Here is a 16149-nt window from a genome sequence, read left to right on the forward strand (position 1 = left end):
ATATGGGAAAATTTAAAAAAATATAAAAATTACGGAGTTCAGATTCTTGGTAAATATTAAATGTCGGGGCATTACCTTCTCAAATATCCAAGCCGTAATCTTTGACAAAGACGGCACTCTAGAAGATTCTCAACAATTTTTGAGACTGTTGGGGATGAAGCGAGCGCGCCTCGCAGATGCTCAAATTCCGGGCGTTGGAGAGCCTTTACAAATGGCTTTCGGTATCGAAAGCGGCAGCATTGACCCCACGGGCTTGCTAGCAGTCGGGAGTCGCAGGGAAAATGAGATTGTGGCGGCGGGATACATCGCCGAAACCGGCAGGGGATGGCTGGAATCTTTAACTATTGCGCGCCGCGCTTTTGACGAAGCTGACGAAATGTTTAAAAATAGTGCTGTTTCTCCTTTATTTGTCGGCAGTTTGGAAGTGCTGAAATATCTTTCGGGAGCGGGTTTAAAACTGGGAATTCTTTCGGCGGCTACGACGGAGGTTGTGCAGAAATTTGTGAAACACCACGCATTAGCCGAGTGGATTCAGTTAGAAATGGGAGTGGATTCAACGGTTCATAAACCAGATCCGAAATTGTTTTTGCAAGCTTGTGAGAAACTCGGAGTAAATCCCGCAGCAACTTTGATGGTGGGAGATTCAGCGGGTGATATTCAGATGGGGAAAAATGCGGGCGCGGCTGGTTGTATCGGGATTTGTTGGGGGAAGGCGGAGGTTAGTCATTTGGAAAATGCTGATGTGGCGATCGCATCTTTGGATGAAATTAAAATTTTAGCAGATTGAGCAAACATCAGATCAATTCCTAAGCTAATCCGCCTTTAAATTGCATGGTCAAATAAATTTTCACTCTTGTGGGGTGGGCATCCTGCCCGCCCTCAAAATACAATTTAAATGCACAACAGCTTACTAGACCTCTCCAGAAAAGCCAGTCCTGAACAGGCAGGATGCCTGTTCCACAATAATTATTGGAGATGTCTACTGAGATGTTGCAGCATTGTCAATAATCCTTTTATGAACAGGCAAGATGCCTGTTCCACAAGAGATGAATTTTTGTGTGGAACAGGCATCTTGCCTGTTAAGCGAGAATGGTGTAACATCTCAGTTCCTACAGACAACGCAAACCCAGAATTACGACATCTCTTTCAACGCCGTCAAGTTCGGCAACTTGTGGCAGATATCCCCAGCGCTGAAAGCCAAATTTCTCAAACAATCTTACACTCGGCTGATTGTGAGCAAAAATTATGCCCATGAGAGTTTTAAGCTTCAATTCAGGACTCCGCACAATTGCCGATTGCAATAAATTTTGTCCGATTCCGCAGCGTTGGCGATCGGGTGCGACGTAGATGCTAACTTCTGCTGTATGCTGATAGGCAGCGCGTCCGTAGAAAATCTGAAAACTCAGCCAGCCAACAATATTTTCTTCTGATTCAATTACCCAAATCGGCCAGGAATTGGGGGAGTGTGCTCTGTACCACGGAAGGCGACTTTCGACTGAGACTGGTTTTAAATCTGCTGTCGCCATTCTGCCCGGTATTGCTGCGTTGTATATTTCGACAATTGCTGGCAAATCGCTTTCTACTGCGTCGCGGATTTTCATCGTTTGGTTGACTGTTGACTGTTGACTGTTGACTGGTGACTGGTGACTGTTAACTAATGACTAATAACTAATGACTCTTGTAGAGTTCCATAATATCGCTGACAGCCATCCGCGAATTGGGTCCCAAAGTCAGCGGCGATGTGTGTCCTCGCTGCAAGTGTTCTGCCGCCGCACAGCCGATCATTGCTGCGTTGTCTGTACAATATTTTAATGGCGGAAACAATACTCGCAAGTTGTGTTTTGCTGCTGCTGCTTGTAAATGTTTTCGGAGTCCGCTGTTTGCTGCAACTCCGCCCCCCACTACAATAGTGGTAAGGCCGAAATTTACGGCGCAGTCGATCGCTCTTTTTGTTAAACCCTTGGCTACTGTTTCCTGAAAGCTGGCCGCAATATCATTAATTGTAGAGGCAGGCAAGATGCCTTCCGCACCCACATTGTTATTTTGTTTCTTGAGTTTCTGTACTAATTGCAAAACTGCGGTTTTCAAGCCGCTAAAACTACTGTCGTAAGGATGATAGCCGCCACCAGGCAAGGAAATTCTGCCTTCTGGTAGAGGGTATGCTTGGGGATTGCCAAGGGCGGCCAATTTGTCAATCAGCGGCCCGCCGGGATATCCTAGCTGCAACAGTCTCGCAACTTTATCAAAAGCTTCGCCGGCGGCGTCGTCGCGTGTGTGTCCTACAGTTTCATAAACGCCGCAATCTTTGACATAAATAAAGCTAGTGTGTCCCCCGGAAACTAACAAACACAAAAACGGTGGCTGCAAGTCGGGTTCGGTAAGGTAAGAAGCGTAGATGTGCCCTTCGAGGTGGTGGACGCCTAAAAACGGTTTTTGATGGACTATTGCCAAGCTTTTCGCCGCTGTCAGCCCGACTAACAATGCACCTACTAAACCGGGGGCACAAGTCGCTGCAATGCCGTCAATTTCTGACCAACTCAGGTTTGCTTCACCGAGACACTGGGCAATTACCTGATTGAGCATTTCTAGGTGACTCCGCGAAGCGACTTCCGGCACTACTCCGCCAAACTGCTCGTGGATTTTAATTTGTGATGCTACAACATTGCTGCAAACTTGACGATTCTTAACAATCGCTGCTGCTGTTTCGTCACAACTTGTTTCGATCGCGAAAATGGTTGCCATTAACTGGTAATTTTATTTGATAGGTTAGTTATTGCTAGCTTAACTAATTCGGCGCAAGTCCCCCGCTCTACCTGTACTCAGGTTATTGTTAAGGGATTTTTGCCCGATCGACAGGTAAGGTCATCCTCTGATGCAAGGAAGGAATATCCTCGCGGTATTGCTAGCTCAGCATTGACCTATGAAAACGCGAATCCCTCATTCTATTGGGCTTTGCCGCATCACTGATGGATACTTTAGACTGTCAACAAATGCGGTAATCTGGATTCGCGATCGGCAAGTTGAAATGCTTGTACAAAAACTTATTGTTTTGTAACAAAAGGAAACAATTCCATGCGACGATTGTTTGCTGCAATTTTAGTGTTGAGTGTCTGGTTCAGTTTTGCTCCAGTTGCTTCGGCTTACAATTTAGTGCCGTGCAAGGACTCTCCCGAATTCAAGGAACTGGCTAAAAATGCACGTTCTACAAATGGCGACCCCGCATCTGCGAAAGCGCGGTTCGATCGCTATTCCCAAGCTATGTGCGGCCCGGAAGGATACCCGCACTTAATCGTAGACGGCAACTTGAGCAGAGCAGGGGACTTTTTGATTCCTAGCATACTGTTCTTGTATATGGCAGGTTGGATTGGTTGGGTGGGCCGTTCTTATCTGCAAGTTACCAAAAAATCAGCAACCCCAGAGGAAAAAGAGATTATTATCGACGTTCCTTTGGCCCTCAGATGTATGCTGAGCGGCGTTTTATGGCCTCTGGCAGCTATCACATCAATCACCAGCGGTGAAATGTTTGCCAAGGAAGACGAAATTACTGTTTCCCCCCGCTAAAATAGGGAAATGGAGAAGCGCTAATAGCTAACAGTTAAGTAATTAACTGCAAATTAGCAATTAGGCGTAGACCGATCGGCAATTACCAACTGTCTCGAATTTTCAGGAGCAGAATTCATGCAATATTTTGTCAGGTTTCTTTCGACCGCACCAGTATTGGCTATCCTTTGGCTATCTATTCAAGGCGCGGCTTTAATTGAATTTAACCGCTTTTTCCCAGACCTGCTTTTCCATCCGATGCCGTAAGATTTGAGGGAAATTAGGTTGCAAAACCTAGTAGGTAAAAGTTGAGAGTTTTGATTTTTGAAGGATGAGTTACAGGTTAATTTAAAACTCAAATATCAAAACTCTCAAACCACACCAGTTAGTGCAAAACCAGCGCCTAAATGGGTGAAAGCCAAGGATATAAACTATTTAGTTATCAAATTAGTTCCTAATGACTAATGACTAATGACTAATGATTAATGACTATTGACTAATATTGTGAATCGATGAAGTCTTATCTCGCCGCAGCAATTCAAATGACTAGCTTGCCTGACCTGCAAAAAAATTTGGTTCAGGCAGAGGAATTAATCGACCTGGCAGTACGTCGGGGTGCGGAGTTAGTTTCCTTACCAGAAAATTTCTCGTTTATGGGAGAAGAGGAGGAAAAAATTGCTTTTTCAGAAGCGATCGGACTCGAAAGCGAAAAATTCCTCAAAACGATGGCCCAACGGTTCCAGGTAACAATTCTGGGCGGCGGATTTCCAGTGCCGACTCTAGGGGGGAAGGTATACAATACCTCTTTGCTGGTAGACCAAAACGGCACTGAAGTGGCAAGGTACAGAAAAGTACATTTGTTCGATGTGAATGTTCCCGACGGCATTACTTACAGAGAATCGAACACTGTGAAAGCTGGTGAAGATTTGCCGCCGGTTTATGTGTCGCCGGAGTTGGGGACGCTGGGACTTTCCGTGTGCTATGACGTGCGGTTCCCGGAAGTGTACAGGCATTTGTCGTACAAGGGGGCTGATATTTTGTTCGTGCCGGCGGCGTTTACTGCTTACACTGGCAAGGATCACTGGAAGGTTTTGTTGCAAGCTAGGGCGATCGAGAACACTTGTTATATGATTGCCCCTGCACAAACTGGCCGCCACTACGGCCGCCGTCAAACTCACGGTCACGCGATGATTATAGACCCTTGGGGTACGGTTTTGGCGGATGCTGGAGAGGAACCGGGTGTGGCGATCGCAGAAATTAATCCCGATCGACTAGAACAAGTCCGTCGCCAGATGCCATCTCTGCAACACCGGGTTTTTATTTGAAGGAATTTTGAGATTAATTGGTCTCAAAATTTCATTCCCCGTCAGCGACAAGACCTGAAAAGTTTTTATCCGAGCGAGGAATTGTGTAGGTTCGTACACAAAAAAACTTAGCTCATGTGCGCCCAGAACTGAGTTGGGGCGGGTTTACGGTTGAGATAAAGCCGATCCCCCCTAACCCCCCTTAACAAGGGGGGGACAGGAGTGTTATCAAAGTCCCCCTTCTTAAGCTATGCCTTACTCACATCTTTCTTAACAAAATCAGGCTTGACATCCGGGGGGGAATGGGTGGAAACTAATTTCCATGTACCAGCAATGTCATGCAAACGTTGCCAGCCTCGCCACAGGGTCTTGACACCCGGTTCACCATCACATGAACGTCCTAAAAATCCACCTAATTTTGCAATCCAACGAATGCAATTACTTAAAGTTGGGGGTGATTCACTAGGGATAGGAGTCCCATGAATTGTGCAGTAAAGTGCTTGCCATTCATGGGTTTCGAGAATGGTGTCCCCTCCCAGCTCAGGATGATGACGAGATTCGTAAATCATCCACAATAACCGCCATGCCACAATTGTGTAGGTTGAGATTGCCCGTTCGATGCGCTCGGCAGTTTCTAATTGTAGCTGTTCTAAACCGCATCCACTTTTAAGAACGTAATGATAGCGTTCGATTAACCAACGGTAACTGTACCAGCGTAAGCACTGGACAAGATCAGAGAAACCATTAATGGGCAAGGTGGTCAATAACAACCAGCTTACAGGCTTCTCTGTGGTCGGTGGGTTGTTTTCACTAGCCAGAATCACTTGCACTGTCAGCGGCTGTAAATTTTGGTGGTGAGGGTGGCTTTGAGGAGGTAGAATTTCGACTGTTGTAGCCTGCAGGTTCAGAGTCGCTTTACGAGCTTCTCGCTGCGGATTAGCTCGCAATTCCAAGTCCAGTTGTCCGGCGATCGGTACTTTGGCGATCGCACCTTGTAGTCGCTCTACTTCTTTTGTACCATCAGAGTTCTTGACTTGACGGTTGTGATAGGCGCGAATTAACAACTGAGAATTCTCAGGTCTTTCAGTCGCTAAAAAGTCATAGATGTCGGCTTCGCGATCGGCTACCGTTAGTACAGTAATTGATTCTGGCATCACCTTCTGGGTCGCATCAAGAGCTGTTAACCAACGTTGGCTTTCTTTGTCTTTGGTTTCGGTTTGATTTCTGGAATGCTTCTTACCAATAGTCGCAGGATCTCGCGCCCATACTTGTTGGTGCAACACTCCTAATGGTACTCCATTGGCAGAGCTACAAAATACTGAGTGAACTTTCAGACCCCGACTGGTGGCACTATCCAAGTGTCCCATTCCTTTCTTGCTGGGATGGTGGGTGAAATTCAGTTCTGTGGTGTCCTGAATCGCCAGAACCATTGGGTGTACTTTGATTCGTTCGATGGTACTTCTTTGGTGGGCTTGGCGAATCGCATCTGACGAGACTCGTGGAGATGACCAAAAGTCATAAGCCCCTTGGGTGGCTGCCCAATCCCCTGATGCTTGTGGCACAGTGGCATGGGGCTGTGAGGCTAAGTCTGAGACAATTCGCACCAGTCTTTTCTGGCGACGCCGATCGCCTAAACAAGCAAATTGTAGTTCTGCTACTGCCCATTCTGCCGTCATAGTTCCTCACTCGCCTCTGATACCGTAATTTCAGGCTTACTTGATTCGGTTCCTGGTTGTCAATCCTACTCCAAGGGAGCGAGCGCCCGGAGGTCGCTCCGGCTTGAGCCGGAGCGCCTTTGTTAAGAAAGATGTGAGTAAGGCATAGCTTCTTAAGGGGGATTTGGGGGGATCGAGACGGGTAAAAGCGAAATTGATCGAGGGTTTTTTTCCCAGGAGATGAACGACCAATAACTCACGATAAAATATCTAATGCAGGTTCAATGGGCGTGCACTTCTGCTAAAAGGCGAATTGGCGAAAGTAGAATTGCACGAAATGCGTCTTTTTGGGATAAATGAAACACACTCTTTCGGTTTTAGTTGAAGATGAAGCGGGTGTCCTCACTCGAATTGCTGGTTTGTTTGCCCGTCGGGGTTTTAATATTGAAAGTCTGGCCGTTGGCCCGGCGGAGCAAGTGGGAATATCTCGGATTACGATGGTTGTACCCGGAGATGACCAGATTATCGAACAGTTGACCAAGCAACTGTACAAGTTGATTAACGTGCTTAAAGTTCAGGATATAACAGAAATTCCCTGTGTAGAACGGGAGTTAATGTTACTGAAAGTTAATGCTGCTAGCGGGACGCGATCGGAAATAATTGAGTTAGCTCAAATTTTTAGAGCGCGAGTTGTGGATATTGGTGATGATACGCTGACATTGGAAGTTGTGGGAGATCCCGGTAAAATGGTGGCGATCGTCCAGGTTCTGAATAGATTTGGGATTAAGGAAATTGCTCGTACTGGGAAAATTGCCCTGACGCGAGAGTCGGGGGTAAATACTGAGTTTCTCAAGTCTTTGGAAGCGAAACTTTAAGGAAGAAGGAAGAAGGAAGAAGGAAGAAGGAAGAAGGAAGAAGGAAGAATGTTTTAACTTCCAATTGCTAATTTCCAATTTCCAATTCCCGATTCCCTTTTCCCACTTTCCTTTTACCAATGACTACTAACTAATGACTAATGACTGATGACTAATTACCATTTGGGTTGACTTTCTATCAAAAGTGTGGCTGCCATGCTGTCTATCGGCTTTGAGAAAAAGTATCCTTGTCCGTATTCGCATTGCAGTGCTCTGAGTAAATTAAGCTGTTCGATGGTTTCGATTCCTTCAGCAATTACATCCATACCTAAATGACTGGCTAAAATTAAAATAGTCTGTACAATCGCTTCGTTGCCTTCATCTTCAGTCATGCGGCTGACAAAAGCTCGATCGATTTTTAAAGCATCAGTTGGAAAAGTGTGCAGGCGGCTCAAAGAAGAATAGCCAGTGCCGAAATCGTCAATATATAATTGAATTTCTAAATTTTTCAATTCCGCGAGGATAGCCACTGCCGATTCGGAATTCTCCATGATGACGCCTTCAGTAATTTCTACCTTTAAAGTGCGGGGGTCAAGCTGAGTTTCTTGTAAAATTTCGCGAATGCGATCAATTAAATCCGGTTGTTTAAATTGTTGGTTAGAAAGGTTGACGCTGACAGTCAACGGCGGATTGGCTGGGAATTTTTGGTGCCATTCGTGGATCTGATGACAAGCAGATCGCATCATCCACCAGCCCATAGGTATAATCAATCTAGTTTCTTCAGCTACTAAAATAAACTCGCCAGGAGATACGACACCCCGCTGCGGGTGATACCACCGCAGCAGCGCTTCAAAACCGCTGATTTTACCGGTAATTAGAGAGACGATGGGCTGATAGTAAAGCTGAAATTCCTGGGAGTCTAAAGCGCGTCGCAGGTCGTTTTCCAGTTGCAAAAGGGCGACGGCGCGAGTGTGCATACTTAAGTCAAAAACTTCGTGGCGAGCTTTGCCCAATCCCTTAGCATGATACATGGCCGCATCTGCATCTCGGAGCAGTTCTTCAGGTCGATCGTACAACATGGATAACGGGACATTGGGAACAGGAGAGTCGGAAGATAAGCAAGACAAAGAAGTTTCCCGATCGATATTTCCCAGATTTTCGAGACTCGACCGTTTGCTGGTTTCCGTTGGATAGGGAGGAAAACCAGAACAAACAATCCCAATGCTAGCACTGGTAAAAACTTGATACTCGTTAAGGTAAAAAGGCTCTGCCAGTTCCGCTTGCACTCGTTCGGCAATCACGATCGCATCCTCGGTGCTTTTGATATTTTCCAGCAAAATAGCGAATTCGTCGCCGCCGAGACGGGCAACAGTATCTCCAGCGCGCAAACAGATTCCCAGGCGCTGCGCGATCGCGATCAGCAACCGATCGCCAACTAAATGCCCCAAACTGTCGTTAACAACCTTAAAGCGATCAAGATCGATAAACAGCACCGCAAACAAAATCTCGGGGCGACGTTTTGAAAGATCGATCGCGTGCCCCAAACGATCCATAAATAAAGATCGGTTGGGCAAACCGGTTAGCATATCGTGCAAAGCATCGTGTACTAACTTATCTTCTGCTATTTTGCGGAGGGTAATATCTTCGACAGTGCCTTCGTAGTAAAGTAAATTTCCGTCAGGGTCGCGAACTGCCCGGCCGTTCTCGGAAACCCAGATAGTAGTGCCGTCAGCGCGGTAAACTTGGGACTCGAACTCAGACACAAAACCGTGTTTTTCGATCGCGCGCAAAAACTCGACGCGGCGGTTGGGATCGAGGTAAAGTTGCCGATCTATGTCTTGGATATTCGCCATCAATTCGGCGGCCGACTCGTAGCCGTAAATTCTCGCCAAAGCAGGGTTAGCGCTGAGATAGCGTCCGTCGGCCGTTGTCTGGAAAATGCCTTCGATCGCATTTTCAAAGATACTGCGGTATTTCTCTTCCGCCTGTTGCAGCGCGAATTCTGCCTGCTTGCGATCTGTGATATCGGTCAACGTGGCGAGATAGCCTAGAACTTCACCGCTTTTGGTCATTTCGGGCACTGCTTGCGAAAAGACCCAGGTTGTGAAGTCACCGTTGCAAAAACGGTACTCTAACTTACAGGGCAACTTATCTGTGACAGCGCGATACCACTGGCTCAAAACACGCTCGCGGTCTTCGGGATGCAAACTTTGCGCCCAACCTTCGCCTAGTGCCTTTGCCACAGTCAGTCCCGCCATCTCCAAAAATCGCTCATTGACGTACAAGCACTCTCCAGTAGCGTCAGCGCGGAAAATCCCGACCGGCAGTATTTTTGCCAAGGTGTAATAGCGGTATTCGCTTTCTAGCAGCGCGCTGGCAGCTACCTTAGTCTCTGTGATGTCAAACATTGCGCCTTGAAGGATGACAGACTTGCTTGCTTCATCGCGAACTGCGGTCGCTTGATCGCGGAACCAGACGACTCGGCCGTTGCGGGCGATCGCGCGGTATTCTGAAACCAGCGACCCGTCGCAGAAGATATCTTCTCCCTCGCTGAATTTCTGTGTAGCGTTTTCAACTAACACGCGGTCGCGGTCTTCTGGGTGAACGAGTTTCAGCCACAAGTCGGGGTCTGCCCTCCATTCAGCTACAGAATAACCTAGAAAAGTCTCGATTTGTGGGCTGATGTAAAGTTTGGCCGCCTTGCGATTGAGGGGAGAAATGTAGGTGACAGCGGGCATTTGTTCTACCAGGGCGCAGTATTTCGCTTCTACAGTAGACAGTGCTGCTTCTAGGCGCTGCCGCTCTAATTCGGCGGCTGCCCGTCCCGCAAAGATGCTGAGAATTAATCGGAATTTGGCAAGATGTGCTTCGGCCAGGGGTCGATCGTGAAAAATACAAATAATGCCTAAAGGTTCGCCGTAAGAGTTTTTCAGCAAGACTCCCAGGAAACTGCGCGCACCTGTAACTACCGGTCTGCGGTCTTCTGGAAAGGTTTCCGAGAGGTTGTCGAGACAGGAATACATTCCCCCCTCCAGCACCCGCGCTTCGGGAGTATTGGCGGTGTCGCACTCAAAGTTTGGCTGCTGCTGTCCGTCGCTCCAAAAACTGATAAGTTGCAATCTATCGGCAGCAGCATCGCTGCGTGCCTTCGACTTAATAGATTTGGCAGCGACGGCGGTGCGAACTCCGAGTGCTGAGGCTAAGTGGCAAACTAAGGCATCAAAGAATTCTGCTCCCCCCGGCGAATCAGTACCTGCTAGGATTGCGCCCAACAAATCTTCCTCTAATTGCTCGGAAGCAGTAACTTTAGGAGGATTCTCGGCATTCGGGCGATCGGGATTTTCCCCCATCGAACCCGAAATGCTCAGACTTAGGGTTTTGCAGGTTCCAGGCCCCACACGATGCGAAGAATTCACAGTTAGGCGCTGTTGCTTGGCGAAGAATACAGCGCGGCCCATACCTAAAACTTTATTTAAGAAGCTGTCAGTTGCCGGCCACAGATTTGAGTTGGGGAAAAGCAAAAAGTTTTTCCGCCTTTTCAATCCCGCAGATAAATCGTCGGGCTTTAATTCTGCCAACTGCCGTTGCTCGTGGGGTACCGGTAGACTCGATGGCCTTCGGTGCCGCTTGAGATAAATCGCGGACACCAAGGCTAAAGTCGCCGATAATCCCAGAAGATATGCAAGAATCTCAAAGTAAAAAAATAAATCTAGATCGAACATCGATTAGCACCGCTCGACAATTGTTGTAGTTATCTGAAGCCAATCTATTTAAAAATAACTAAGTATCGTCACGGATGGGTAACGAATACAAGGTCATATCGCCGTGAACGCGACAAGAGAGTTAACCGTTCACAAAAAACCGGGCAATACTTGACATTACCAAACTTTTTGTTGTTCTTTTCGTACAGGGTCAACCCGTACAGGTGAAATTGCAAACATATATATACGGTTGTGGCACTCCTCTAATGGTGAGTTTACATTAACTTTTGTAAGCATATTTAACGCGGCATTCACATCAGCATTAATCCCACTTTCATGGAAATATAGACACCCCTCGCGTTTACCTTTCTTACCCTGGTAAGACTCTTTCTTACCGACAGGCTCTAAATCCAAAAACCTGCACTTATTTGTATAAGATGCTTGTGTAACTATTACCTTGATACCGAGTAACTCAGCTTTGGGAGTAATAAAATTTACGAGCTGGGTATGAGGAATTTCTACAAAAGTCGGATGCTGTTTTTGTGATTTTAGATGTGGTTTACCCCTTACATCTGTGCCAATAATTAACTGGATTTTTTTCTCATCCACCAACCGCTTGACAATCAAACTGCTGGTTTGATGAAGGTAGTTTTCTAATCGCTTGTTTCGATTAAAGGTGATTTGCTGGATTTGGCGCGTGGTATATTTTCCCTTGTCAAGTTTTTTTGACAGTAAAAATGCTCGGCGCTGATTGAAACGTTGATTAATTGATTTGAGATGTTTTTTATCATAGATAGTTGGAGGAAATGTTGGCTTATTGGATGCCAAAGCTACGAGGCGATCAATCCCTAAATCTATACCTGTTCGGAGGTGGTAATTTACATCCACCAACCTTACAGGCTTTTGATTTGCAGCCTCAACAAAGTAGAGCGCTGTTGCAAAACGTCTCCTTGCCTGGATTACATTTTGGGATTTTGTAGAAATTATTATGTCATTTTGAGATAAATGAAGTAGTCCATTGTTTTTTTCACCTCCCCTTTTTTCTATCGATTGGTTATTCTGAGTTAATAATTGACTTCCCCAGATTTTATGTTTGTATTGGGGGATGCTGGAGAAGAATGAAAATCGAGGTAGATCTCCGTCATAAGCTCTTCTTGATTTTTGGCAGTAATCCCAATCGCCAACAACTTGTTTGAGAACTGAATTGCTAGTTTTAGTAGGTAATAATTGAGAAAATTCTCTAGGTTTTAGGATGGCAGATAAGTGTTTGAACCTTCTAGTGCCACCAACTTTAGGTGCAGAATTAAAAAAGTGCTTGCTCATATAATATTTACCAGGGGCATAGAGATTTAGGAACAGAAACGATAACTCCTAAAACTGTTTATAAAACTGCTGCTGCCGAGCTATGTAAGGCCTTTCAACAACCATCATAAACTTTGAGATAAACAAAAATTTTTTGGTTGCTTTGCTAAGCAATATACAATAAAGTCTAGGGATTATCTGATCTAGTGTAACACCCATGATGAAAGCGATCGTTTTTCAAACCCCCGGAAGCCCATCCGTATTGAAACTGCAAGATATCCCCGCCCCTACTATACAAACAGAAACTGAAGTTTTGGTAAGGTTGCGAGCGGCGGGGATCAATCCGATAGATACTAAGTTGCGATCGCGTGGCACTTTTTACCCCGATAAAGCTCCTCACGTTTTGGGGTGCGACGGTGCTGGAGTCGTAGAGGCTGTCGGTGCTGGTGTGCAAAGTTTCCAAGTGGGAGACGAGGTTTTTTTCTGCAATGGCGGTTTGGGCGGGTCGATCGGTACTTATGCTGAGTTTGCCGTTGTAGACCAACGTTTTCTTGCCCTCAAGCCTGCTGCTTTAAGTTTTGCTGAGGCGGCGGCGGCACCGTTAGTTTTAATTACAGCTTGGGAATCGCTGTACGATCGAGGGCGCTTGCAAGCCGGTCAAAAAGTGCTGATTCAAGCTGGTGCCGGCGGTGTCGGGCACGTCGCGGTACAGTTGGCGAAGTTGCAGGGGGCAGAGGTTTGCACGACTGTTAGTTCTGAGGAAAAAGCCAATTTTGTCAAGCACCTAGGTGCAGATTCAGTTATTTTATACAAAAATACCAATGTTGTCGATGAGGTTTTGACTTGGACTCAAGGACAAGGAGTTGATTTGGCTTTCGATACAGTCGGGGGAGAAACTTTTTACCAAACTATTCCGGCTGTGAAGATTTATGGAGATTTGGTAACAATTTTGGAACCCGATCCAGCTTTGGGCAATTTGAAAACAGCGAGAATGCGGAATCTGAGAATTAGTCTGGAATTAATGTTAACACCAATGCTGGAAGGTTTGGTGGAGGAACAGGAACAGCAGGCTCATATTTTGCAGAAGTGTGCTCGTTTGTGCGATCGCAACTTGCTAAAAATTCACGTCAGCAAAACTTTCCCTCTCGAAGAAGCCCAAGCCGCTCACGAACTGTTAGAAACAGGCTCAGTAACTGGTAAAATAGTGCTTGAAATGGGGGTTAAAAATGCGGGTTGAAGAATCGCGGTCGATTGGATAATTGCGGGCGATTTTAAGAGACTGTTGCCGAATTTAAAAAGGGTGAAACCAAACATCCCATAATCATTGCAAGAGAACTATAGCAATCCTGGGAGGAGTGGTAAACTTTTTACCCCACCTCAACCCTCCCCGAACCCGCGGAGAGAAAGTAAGAAATTCACAAATGATACGAGGATTGCTATAGAATCCATTTGACATCTTGACGGCGATCGTTCACAACGGTTGATCGCTTTAGAATATTGCTAGACCACGGGTATCACCCAGACCATCTGACTATTGAATTATATCAACTCCGTTTGATTCGGACTTGTATTAGAGCGAGTTCTGTTAGGTCGTAAGATTAAATGAACCGCGAAGACACAAAGAGCGCGAAGGAAGAACTGCACCTTCTTCTTTCTCTTCCTTCGCGTCCTTTGCGCCTTCGCGGTTTAATCATTCCGATGCAACCGGATGCGATATTACAGAAAATTTATAAACAAATAATGACAAAAATCTAGTTTAAAGTGTTGAAAAAAAACCTAAAATAAGCAAAATAAATACAGAAAAAATGGGATTTATTCCGATAAAGGCAACATGGATAATTGAACCGTCAAATTCTTGGATAGAAAGCTGCAAAATCCTCGTTAATAAATTTGATATAACTGTGGCTAATTCGACGGTTAAGTGAATCTTTGTTTTATTAGACTGATGATTAAAAGGCTGGCAGCCTAAAAAATGTCAATTGGGTTCTATAAACAAGAGCGAAAACCGCATAGGAAAAATGCCGCTGTCGATCGAGAAATTTGGGGGTCGAGTGCTTAATTTGACACGCCTTGGGCACGGCGCCGTGTCCTAATTTTGGATCACTAACGGCGATTCACTTGTAGCCAAATTTCCAGCGTCACCAGCAGCCACAGCTTCAGCCCATAGCGGGGAAAAACTTCGCCACGATAGTTTAGCCACTCGCGGATTAGTGTTTGATCGAGGTAAGGCGCGATCGCCGCATGACGATTCAGCAGCAACGATCGCGCTTGCCGCTGCCAATCCCTCAAAAACCACTGCTGCATCGACATCACCATCCCGCTTTTCGGACGGTTGACAATCACATCGGGCAGCAAATCCGCCACAGCAGCCTTGAGCACCGCTTTTTCCTGCGCGCCCGAAAGCTTATATTCTGGCGGAATTTGCAAACTCAGCGCCACCATCCGCGCATCGAATAAGGGCGATCGAGCTTTTAGTCCCGCCGCAGCCGTGAGATTATTCACCTTGGTCAAAATGTAATCGGCTCCTTTAAACTCAATGTTGAGCCGCATCAGCCGATTCAAAAACGTCGTTTCTGTCTGTTGCAATTCCCCAGCAAAGACGGAAGGCGCATTCTTCACCTTTTCCCAAACCTCCGGCTTCAGCAAACGCGGCAAATCCACATAGCATTTCTGAAACGAAGTCAAATAAGCTGCGATCGGATCTGGTTTACCCTGAATCGAACCATACAAACTGTTGAGTAACATCGGCTTATTTTTCGGCCCGCCAAAGCACGGATCGCCGCCTTCGCCATTCAGTACCACGTCTGCGAATTCCTTTGCCGATCGCCCCAACAGCAAATTGGGAACCGTCAAGCCTTCCCCCACCGGATCATCCATCGCCGCCAGCGTTTCCGGTAGCAACTCCCAAATTTGCTTTGGCGAAACTTCTAAAATATGGTGCTCAGTGCCACAATGTGCTGCGACGATGTTGGCAAATTCAATCTCGCTGGGATATTGAGCGCCAAAGTGCATCGAAAAAGTGTGCACCGGACGATCGTGCAGCCTTGTGGCGATCGCCGCGACGCAACTTGAGTCAATCCCGCCCGAAAGATATGCTGCGACTGGTTCTCCCGCTGGTAGCGCTGACTGCACCAGTTGTTCCACAAGCGATCGCACTTGTTGACTATGCCATTCCAAAGGGCGATCGGCGTTAGTAATTTGCTCCTGTGGCTGCCAGTATCTCTGCGCCTCAACATCCGGTAAGTACAAATAGCTACCGGGCCGCAACTCTCGCACGGCTTCCCACAGCGTTTGTGCTCCGGGTACAAACGCACAGCACAAGTAGTCGCGCAAAGCAACTAAATCAAGTTCTCGATCGTGATACGAATTGAGCGATCGCAGTCGAGGCGCGATCCAGCGAGTAGTTCCTGCACGGGTGTAATAGAGCGTTTTGGCTCCCACGCGATCGCGCCCCAGACACAAGGTTTTCTCCTCTCTATCCCACACAGCAAGGGCAAATTGTCCTTCCAGTAAGCTCAAAGTTTGAGGGCCTGACTGTTCCCATAGCCGCCCGACGATCGCCAAATCGCTCAATCCATCTGTGTCAATCTGTTGTTTGAGCGTGGGGGTGCGATCGAAGCAGCAGTCACCTATCAGCACAAATCGCTGATCGGGGCTGAAGGTGGGTTCAGCTCCGATTATGGCAAAACCGGAAGTTTCCCAAGTTGCAGGGTGCGATCGGGCTTCGGGGCCCCAAGCAATCACCCAATTAGGGTAGATAGACTTCTGAGTCTGCATTTTAAATTAGAGATCT

General features: G+C 46.7%; 13 protein-coding genes. 7 read left to right on the forward strand and 6 right to left on the reverse strand.

Features of this window, described 5'->3' with window-relative positions:
* The first annotated feature begins 46 nt into the window (after nucleotides 1-46).
* On the forward strand, nucleotides 47-787 hold the full coding sequence (locus D0A37_RS03545; protein ID WP_242721130.1) for an HAD family hydrolase: 741 nt from the start codon (nucleotides 47-49) through the stop codon (nucleotides 785-787).
* A 322-nt stretch (nucleotides 788-1109) separates the two neighbouring features.
* Here D0A37_RS03545 and D0A37_RS03550 read toward each other — a convergent pair whose 3' ends face one another.
* Both D0A37_RS03550 and tsaD read right to left on the reverse strand, forming a co-directional pair.
* Nucleotides 1110-1601 carry a GNAT family N-acetyltransferase gene (locus D0A37_RS03550; protein ID WP_242721133.1) on the reverse strand — a complete coding sequence of 164 codons (492 nt, stop codon included), beginning with the start codon at nucleotides 1599-1601 and terminating at the stop codon, nucleotides 1110-1112.
* Nucleotides 1602-1668: 67 nt separating this feature from the next.
* Entirely contained in the window at nucleotides 1669-2742 is a 1074-nt protein-coding gene (tsaD, locus tag D0A37_RS03555; protein ID WP_242721136.1) for a tRNA (adenosine(37)-N6)-threonylcarbamoyltransferase complex transferase subunit TsaD, read from the reverse strand.
* A 178-nt stretch (nucleotides 2743-2920) separates the two neighbouring features.
* On the opposite strand from tsaD, the gene D0A37_RS28885 reads away from it, so the two are divergent.
* The 4 genes from D0A37_RS28885 to D0A37_RS03570 all read left to right on the forward strand — a co-directional run bounded on the left by D0A37_RS28885 (nucleotide 2921) and on the right by D0A37_RS03570 (nucleotide 4865).
* Nucleotides 2921-3055 (forward strand): hypothetical protein, encoded by a 135-nt coding sequence (locus D0A37_RS28885; RefSeq protein ID WP_278187152.1) that lies wholly within the window; start codon nucleotides 2921-2923, stop codon nucleotides 3053-3055.
* A 17-nt stretch (nucleotides 3056-3072) separates the two neighbouring features.
* Nucleotides 3073-3561: a Photosystem I reaction center subunit III gene (locus D0A37_RS03560; protein ID WP_242721139.1), complete on the forward strand. Its 489-nt coding sequence runs from the start codon at nucleotides 3073-3075 to the stop codon at nucleotides 3559-3561.
* Between the two features lie 117 nt (nucleotides 3562-3678).
* On the forward strand, nucleotides 3679-3807 hold the full coding sequence (gene psaJ, locus D0A37_RS03565; RefSeq protein ID WP_006635632.1) for a photosystem I reaction center subunit IX: 129 nt from the start codon (nucleotides 3679-3681) through the stop codon (nucleotides 3805-3807).
* Nucleotides 3808-4052: 245 nt separating this feature from the next.
* Nucleotides 4053-4865, forward strand: coding sequence for a carbon-nitrogen hydrolase family protein (locus D0A37_RS03570; RefSeq protein ID WP_242721141.1), 813 nt, complete (start codon nucleotides 4053-4055; stop codon nucleotides 4863-4865).
* A 227-nt stretch (nucleotides 4866-5092) separates the two neighbouring features.
* Here D0A37_RS03570 and D0A37_RS03575 read toward each other — a convergent pair whose 3' ends face one another.
* Nucleotides 5093-6520, reverse strand: coding sequence for an IS4 family transposase (locus D0A37_RS03575; protein ID WP_242715793.1), 1428 nt, complete (start codon nucleotides 6518-6520; stop codon nucleotides 5093-5095).
* A 335-nt stretch (nucleotides 6521-6855) separates the two neighbouring features.
* Here D0A37_RS03575 and ilvN point away from each other — a divergent pair, with 335 nt between their 5' ends.
* Entirely contained in the window at nucleotides 6856-7374 is a 519-nt protein-coding gene (gene ilvN / locus D0A37_RS03580; protein WP_242721143.1) for an acetolactate synthase small subunit, read from the forward strand.
* A gap of 155 nt (nucleotides 7375-7529) precedes the next feature.
* Here ilvN and D0A37_RS03585 read toward each other — a convergent pair whose 3' ends face one another.
* Together D0A37_RS03585 and D0A37_RS03590 are read right to left on the reverse strand one after the other, a co-directional pair.
* On the reverse strand, nucleotides 7530-11075 hold the full coding sequence (locus D0A37_RS03585; RefSeq protein ID WP_445242473.1) for a sensor domain-containing protein: 3546 nt from the start codon (nucleotides 11073-11075) through the stop codon (nucleotides 7530-7532).
* Between the two features lie 156 nt (nucleotides 11076-11231).
* A complete protein-coding gene (locus D0A37_RS03590; RefSeq protein ID WP_242721147.1) occupies nucleotides 11232-12377 on the reverse strand; it encodes a transposase in 1146 nt (381 codons plus the stop codon).
* A gap of 199 nt (nucleotides 12378-12576) precedes the next feature.
* Here D0A37_RS03590 and D0A37_RS03595 point away from each other — a divergent pair, with 199 nt between their 5' ends.
* Nucleotides 12577-13593 (forward strand): zinc-dependent alcohol dehydrogenase family protein, encoded by a 1017-nt coding sequence (locus D0A37_RS03595; RefSeq protein WP_242725341.1) that lies wholly within the window; start codon nucleotides 12577-12579, stop codon nucleotides 13591-13593.
* An 866-nt stretch (nucleotides 13594-14459) separates the two neighbouring features.
* On the opposite strand, the gene D0A37_RS03600 is transcribed toward D0A37_RS03595, so the two are convergent.
* Nucleotides 14460-16133 carry an asparagine synthetase B family protein gene (locus tag D0A37_RS03600; RefSeq protein WP_242721150.1) on the reverse strand — a complete coding sequence of 558 codons (1674 nt, stop codon included), beginning with the start codon at nucleotides 16131-16133 and terminating at the stop codon, nucleotides 14460-14462.
* Nucleotides 16134-16149: the final 16 nt, after the last annotated feature.

The organism is Microcoleus vaginatus HSN003 (genome assembly GCF_022701255.1).
In the GTDB taxonomy this organism is placed as follows: Bacteria; Cyanobacteriota; Cyanobacteriia; order Cyanobacteriales; family Microcoleaceae; genus Microcoleus; species Microcoleus vaginatus_B.

Coding starts and splice junctions, on each gene's coding strand:
- D0A37_RS03550 (WP_242721133.1), bottom strand. CDS start 1,601: ATGAAAATCCGCGACGCAGTAGAAAGCGATTTGCCAGCAATTGTCGAA.
- tsaD (WP_242721136.1), bottom strand. CDS start 2,742: ATGGCAACCATTTTCGCGATCGAAACAAGTTGTGACGAAACAGCAGCA.
- D0A37_RS28885 (WP_278187152.1), top strand. CDS start 2,921: ATGAAAACGCGAATCCCTCATTCTATTGGGCTTTGCCGCATCACTGAT.
- D0A37_RS03560 (WP_242721139.1), top strand. CDS start 3,073: ATGCGACGATTGTTTGCTGCAATTTTAGTGTTGAGTGTCTGGTTCAGT.
- psaJ (WP_006635632.1), top strand. CDS start 3,679: ATGCAATATTTTGTCAGGTTTCTTTCGACCGCACCAGTATTGGCTATC.
- D0A37_RS03570 (WP_242721141.1), top strand. CDS start 4,053: ATGAAGTCTTATCTCGCCGCAGCAATTCAAATGACTAGCTTGCCTGAC.
- D0A37_RS03575 (WP_242715793.1), bottom strand. CDS start 6,520: ATGACGGCAGAATGGGCAGTAGCAGAACTACAATTTGCTTGTTTAGGC.
- ilvN (WP_242721143.1), top strand. CDS start 6,856: ATGAAACACACTCTTTCGGTTTTAGTTGAAGATGAAGCGGGTGTCCTC.
- D0A37_RS03585 (WP_445242473.1), bottom strand. CDS start 11,075: ATGTTCGATCTAGATTTATTTTTTTACTTTGAGATTCTTGCATATCTT.
- D0A37_RS03590 (WP_242721147.1), bottom strand. CDS start 12,377: ATGAGCAAGCACTTTTTTAATTCTGCACCTAAAGTTGGTGGCACTAGA.
- D0A37_RS03595 (WP_242725341.1), top strand. CDS start 12,577: ATGAAAGCGATCGTTTTTCAAACCCCCGGAAGCCCATCCGTATTGAAA.
- D0A37_RS03600 (WP_242721150.1), bottom strand. CDS start 16,133: ATGCAGACTCAGAAGTCTATCTACCCTAATTGGGTGATTGCTTGGGGC.